This is a genomic window from Micromonospora sp. MH33 (assembly GCF_003013775.1).
Taxonomy (GTDB): Bacteria; Actinomycetota; Actinomycetes; order Mycobacteriales; family Micromonosporaceae; genus Micromonospora; species Micromonospora fulviviridis.
The window spans coordinates 1-5405 of the sequence record NZ_MUYZ01000385.1 but is presented as its reverse complement, the minus strand read 5'-3'; the positions used below and the strand labels follow the sequence as shown (position 1 = coordinate 5405).

The window sequence follows — 5405 nt, the reverse complement described above, 5'->3', positions numbered from 1 at the left end:
GGGCAGCGCCAGCTCGGCCGCCGCCCCGGCCACGGTGGCCACGGCCAGCACCGGGGTCCACCAGCCGGCGGACCCGACGGCGCGCCACAGGAGCCGGTCGGCCGGGGTCATGGCACCTCCACGGGCGCGGCCCCGGACCGGCGTGAGCCGGCCCGGGGCCAGGCGAACTGACCGTCAGTTGCAGGTGGTGATGCTCAGCGAACTGTCGCCGCAGAGCAGCAGGCTCGCCTGGCTGCCCCCGCCGTGGTTCTCGGTGGTCGGCAGTTCCATCGCCTGGAGGTCGAGCAGAGCCATGATCCTTCTCCTTCTGTCGTGACGGGTGTGTCGGTCGGGGTCGTCGCTGTCGACGGCCGGGTCACTTGCAGGTGGTGATGCTCAGCGAGCTGTCGCCGCAGAGCAGCAGGCTCGCCTGGCTGCCCCCGCCGGTACGCTCGGCGGCCGGCAGCTCCATCCCCTGGAGGTCGAGCAGGGCCATGTCGTGTTCACCTCCTTCGTGCGCGTCGGGTCGGACCGCCCCGGGGTGACCCGGGGAGCTGGTGGGGCCGGTCAGTCGCCGGCCGGTGGGGTGGGCCGGGCGGGCGTGGCGCCGGGCAGTGGCGTGAGGAACGGCAGCTGGCCGGGGCTCGCCGGCCGGGTCGCCGCGAGGGCGTTCAGCACGCCGGCGGTGCCGGTGGCCAGGTCCATGGAGAGCCGCAGCAACTGGTCGCCGGGGAAGGCGATCCCCGTCCGGTACGGCAGGGCGTGCCAGCTCAGCAGCCGGGCCTGCCGGCGAGCCGGTTCCAGCTCACCTCGCCCGGCCAGGTACGCCACGATCCCGGCGCGGCCGGCGAACAGCCCGGACTGGGCGTAGAACGGGAAGTCGGCGCAGCGGCGGATGGCCCCTGCCGCGCTGCGGAGGTCCTCGTCGCCGCGGTGGCGCAGGTACTGGTCGAGCACCAGGCCGATGCCCACGCTGCCCTCGGCGAGGTAGGGCATGGTCCGCCAGCCCTCGTTGACCTCCAGGTGGCCGGCGTCGCGCTGGACGCACCGGCGCAGGTCCTGCCGCAGCGCCGTCGCGGCGTGGTCGAGCAGGCTCTCGTCGTGGTCCAGTTCGTACATCCGCAGCAGCATCAGCGCCGTGCCGGCGCCACCCCGGAGCAATCCCGCGTACGGGTGGCGTCCACCGCTGACCTCGGCGACCGATTCCACGTCGCCGAGCCGACCGACGACCAGGTCCACCGCTCGCCGGGCGGCGTCGGCGTACCGCCGGTCGCCGGTACGCCCGGCGAAGTGGGCCAGGTTGAGCGCGACCCCGGACAGGCCGCCCATCAGGTCGTCGCCGAGTTCGGTCCACGGCTCGTCGAGGCAGCGCTCCAGCAGCCGCAGCGCCTCGGCGCGGTGCCCGAGCAGGTCCAGCACGTACGCGACCCCGTGCAGCCCGTCGTAGAAGCCGAGCCGGCTGCCCGACGCCGGTTCCCGGACCCGGTCGATCAACCAGCGCTCGTGATCGGGGTCGGTGCCGGCGCCACTGGTGTGCAGCGCCCAGAGCACCCCGGCCGCGCCGTGGGCCAGGTTGAGCCCGCCGTCGGCACCGGCGAACTGCCGGATGTCGCCGGGGAAGAGGCGGTCGTCGCGGTGCGGGGTGGCGCTCGCGCCGATCGCGGCGGCGAGCCGGTCCCGCAGTGCCGGCCAGTCGTCCGGGTCGATCCGTGCCCCGGCCGGGTGGCCGGGCGTTTGGCCGGTCCCGGTCGCGGTCTCGCCGAGGATCACGGCGACCGACTCGTCGAGCAGTTCGCGGGGGACGGGGAACTGTTCCGCCACCACCTCCGCCAGGTGGGCCGCCTTCTCGGGCGCCAGCCGGAGCATCGCGGTCAGCGGCAGGAAGAGGGCCAGCCGCAGGCAGGCCAGGGCGTACCGGTCGACGTCGAAGCCGGTCCGGTCGCGGGGCGCGGCGAAGGCCTGGTTGCGCAGGGCCGGCCGGCTGGCCGCCGCGGCGGGGGTCGCGACCTCGAAGTCGACGAGCGTGACGTCTCCGCCGGCGCCGACCATGATGTTGAACATGTGCAGGTCGCCGTAGACCACCCCGTGGGCGTGGATGGCGTCCACCGCCTCGGCGACCTGCCGGTGCAGGTCGAGGGCCCACCGGGTGTACGCCTTTCGGTCGGCGTCGAGGTGGACCAGCGGGTAGCGCTCCACCACCAGCTGGTTCAGCGGGCGGCCCTCGACGAACGTCAGCGCCAGGAACTCGTGCCCGCCGAAGCTGAACTCGTCGTGCACCCGCACCAGGTGCGGTACCCCGGCGAGCCGGCGCAGTGTCTCGGCCTCCCGGCGCAGTCGGCTCACCGCGTCCGCGCCGGTGGCGTCCAGCCCGGCGTGGGGGCGGGCCTCCTTCAGCACCACCCGGTCCCCGGTGCGGGTGTCGCGGGCCTCGTAGAGGCCGCCGCCGTTGGAGAAGTGGATGACCTTCTCGATCCGGTAGGGCAGGTCGGTGGTGGTCGCGGCGTTCCGGGCGGCCAGGTGCGGGGCGAGGAAGTCGGGCAGGGTGACCCAGTCGGGCACGTGGAAGACCGGGTCGCGCCGGTCGGGCACCAGGGTGCCGGTGGGGTCCTCGATCGCCGGCACCACCTGGCCCTCGCGGTTCAGGCAGTACCGGGCGGCGAAACCGCCGTAGCGCAGGTACACCGGGCCGTCGCCGTACCGCAGGTCGCTCAGGATGTACGGCCCGGTCTCGCCGTCGAGCAGCGCGGCCAGCTCCTTCGCGGTCAGCTCCAGCTCCGCGTCGTCGCGCGGGTAGACGGTGATGAACTTGCCGCTGGCGGCCCGGCGGGCGTACTTGCTGTTGCGCATGAGCAGCATCCGCGGACCGCGCAGGTGCTTGAACGGGATGCCCCGGGGCTGGCAGTAGTCCATCACCCGGGCCAGCACCCGCTCGGCGTTGTCCAGCCGGGCCGACACGTGGATCTTCCACCCCTGGGACGGGAGGGAACCGGCGACCGGACCGTGGATCAGCCAGTCGTCCTTGACCTCGCGCTCCCATCCGGGCGCCGGCGGGCGTTCCGCCGCGTAGCCGGAGGCGTCGACGTCGGAGCTGGCGAGCGAGTCGTAGAACAGCGGATCGACCGCGCAGTACGAGTCGTACCGTTCGTCCATGTCGTCTGCCTCCACCGGCTGATCGGTTGAGGTCAATCCTGCGGACGGTGGAGAGGGGAGCAAAGTGTGATGAGTCATGACCGGTCCGTGATTTTCGCGCCCCGAAGTCGTGACAACGGCGGAGTTTGAAATCGCGAATGCCGCGCCACCAGTACCGGCGTGTGCCGCCGGTACCGGGCCGAAGAGAGTGCGGACCCGCACCGGCTCGGCCGGTGCGGGTCCTCGGGTGTCGCGGGTCGGGGCCGGCGGTGGCCGGCCGCGTGGGCTCAGTAGACGGTCACGCCGTACGCGCTCGCCGCCTCGGTGACCGGCTGGTAGAAGGTGGTGCCGCCGGTGCGGCAGTCACCGCTGCCGCCGGAGGTGATGCCCAACGCCTTGGTGCCGTCGTAGAGCGGGCCGCCGGAGTCGCCCGGCTCGGCGCAGACGGTGGTCTGGATCATGCCCCTGACCGTGCCGCCGCCCTGGTAGCGGACGGTCACGTTCAACGCGGTCACCGTGCCGCTGTGGGTGCCGGTGGTCGAGCCGGTGCGCTTCACCGACTCACCCACGACGGCGTTCGCGGCCGAGTAGCCGCCCGGGTGGCTGAGTGAGGCGTTGTCGTAGCGGACCAGGGCGTAGTCGTTGCCGGGGAAGCTGGAGCTGATCGTCGGGCCGATCAGCGTCTTGAGCCCCGAGTCGGTGTACCAGGTCTTGGCCACGTTGCCGCAGTGCCCGGCGGTGAGGAAGTAGTAGACGTTCGACTTCACCACGTTGAAGCCGAGCGAGCAGCGGTAGCCGCCGCCGTAGATGGCGTTGCCGGCGGACAGCAGCGGGCGGAAGGTGCCCCGGGCCCGGTCGACCCGGATCGCGCCCGCCCCGGCGCCGGCGCTCTTCTTGACCGCGGCGACCTCGGCGGCGGAGACGCTGTCGTCGGCGGTCACCACCACACGGCCGGAGGCCGCGTCCACGCGCCAGGCGATGCCGTGCACGCCGGAGGCGGCGACGGCGGCGTCCACCCGGGCCAACTGGTCGGCGGTGAAGCTCGGCGCGGCGGCCGAGGCGGCGCCCGGAACGGCGAAGGCGCCGGCGGCCACCAGGCCGACCGTCGCGGCGAGCAGGGGGGTGAGTCGGCTTCGGCGGATTCTCACGGTCTTCTCCTCGGACGGTGAAGGCCGCCGGTTGCGTCGGCGTCCATGCCGTGCCGCCGGGTCGGTTCGGGGTGTGACCTCGGCGAACGCTGTAGCGGCGAGTATCCACCCGGGTCGATGCCGAGGCAAGGGGCCGGCGGCGCGTCGTCCGCTCCTGACTAGGGTGGGGCGGGGGAGGTGCGGCGATCATGGTGGAGCTGAGCGGCGACGCGCGGGCCGGACTGGAGGCGGTGGTGCCCGGCGGGGTGGCCACCCGGGCCGCGGACCGGCTCCGGCTGGCCCACGACGCGTCGCACTACCTGCTGCACCCGAGCGCCGTGGTGACCCCGGCCGACGCCGAACAGGTCGCCGCCCTGCTGCGGCACAGCCGCCACACCGGCACCCCGCTGACCTTCCGCTCCGGCGGCACCAGCCTCAGCGGCCAGGCGGTCACCGACCGGCTGCTGGTGGACACCCGGCGGCACTTCCGCGACCTCGACGTCCTCGACGAGGGCCGGCGGGTGCGGGTGCAGCCCGGGGTGGTGCTGCGGCAGGTCAACGCGCGGCTCGCCCCGTACGGCCGCAAGCTCGGCCCGGACCCGGCCAGCGAGTCCGCCTGCACGGTCGGCGGGGTGGTCGCCAACAACTCCAGCGGGATGACCTGCGGCACCGAGTTCAACACCTACCGCACCCTGGAGTCGCTGCTGCTGGTGCTGCCCAGCGGCACCGTGCTCGACACCGGCGCCCCGGACGCCGACGCCCGGCTGCGCGCCGCCGAGCCGGAGCTGCACGCCGGCCTGCTGCTACTGCGCGACCGGGTCCGCGGCAACCCCGACTCGGTGCGCCGGATCCGCGCCCAGTACGCCATGAAGAACACCATGGGGTACGGGGTGAACGCCTTCCTCGACCACGACGACCCCGCCGACCTGCTCACCCGGCTGGTGGTGGGCAGCGAGGGCACCCTCGCCTTCGTCGCGGCGGCGACCTTCCGCACCGTACCCGTGCACCGGCACGCCGCGACCGGCCTGCTGGTCTTCGACACCCTGGGCGCGGCGATGGCCGCCATGCCGGCGCTGGTGGCCGCCGCGCCGGCGGCGATCGAGCTGCTCGACGCGGCCGCCCTGCGGGTCGCGCAGCGGGACCCGCAGGCGGACGCCGCGCTGCGCGGCC

Annotated in this window: 5 protein-coding genes; 1 reads left to right on the top strand and 4 read right to left on the bottom strand. The window is 74.1% G+C overall.

All coding sequences use genetic code 11. The features are described from left to right. Window positions 1–174 precede the first annotated feature (174 nt). From B0E53_RS32800 to B0E53_RS32785, 4 genes are all read right to left on the bottom strand, one after another. Window positions 175–294, bottom strand: a complete 120-nt coding sequence (locus B0E53_RS32800) for a SapB/AmfS family lanthipeptide (protein WP_107079502.1) — start codon at window positions 292–294, stop codon at window positions 175–177. Window positions 295–355: 61 nt separating this feature from the next. Beyond that, window positions 356–475 (bottom strand): SapB/AmfS family lanthipeptide, encoded by a 120-nt coding sequence (locus B0E53_RS32795; protein WP_088961894.1) that lies wholly within the window; start codon window positions 473–475, stop codon window positions 356–358. A gap of 71 nt (window positions 476–546) precedes the next feature. Further along, window positions 547–3129 carry a class III lanthionine synthetase LanKC gene (gene lanKC / locus B0E53_RS32790; protein ID WP_107079503.1) on the bottom strand — a complete coding sequence of 861 codons (2583 nt, stop codon included), beginning with the start codon at window positions 3127–3129 and terminating at the stop codon, window positions 547–549. Between the two features lie 266 nt (window positions 3130–3395). Then, window positions 3396–4256 carry a S1 family peptidase gene (locus B0E53_RS32785; RefSeq protein WP_107079501.1) on the bottom strand — a complete coding sequence of 287 codons (861 nt, stop codon included), beginning with the start codon at window positions 4254–4256 and terminating at the stop codon, window positions 3396–3398. 188 nt (window positions 4257–4444) lie between these two features. On the opposite strand from B0E53_RS32785, the gene B0E53_RS32780 reads away from it, so the two are divergent. After that, on the top strand, window positions 4445–5405 hold a 961-nt coding region (locus B0E53_RS32780), incomplete at its 3' end, for an FAD-binding oxidoreductase (protein WP_146167866.1).

What these genes read in the sequence shown, in the direction of transcription:
- B0E53_RS32800 (WP_107079502.1), bottom strand. Translation starts at nt 294, where the DNA reads ATGGCTCTGCTCGACCTCCAGGCGATGGAACTGCCGACCACCGAGAAC.
- B0E53_RS32795 (WP_088961894.1), bottom strand. Translation starts at nt 475, where the DNA reads ATGGCCCTGCTCGACCTCCAGGGGATGGAGCTGCCGGCCGCCGAGCGT.
- lanKC (WP_107079503.1), bottom strand. Translation starts at nt 3,129, where the DNA reads ATGGACGAACGGTACGACTCGTACTGCGCGGTCGATCCGCTGTTCTAC.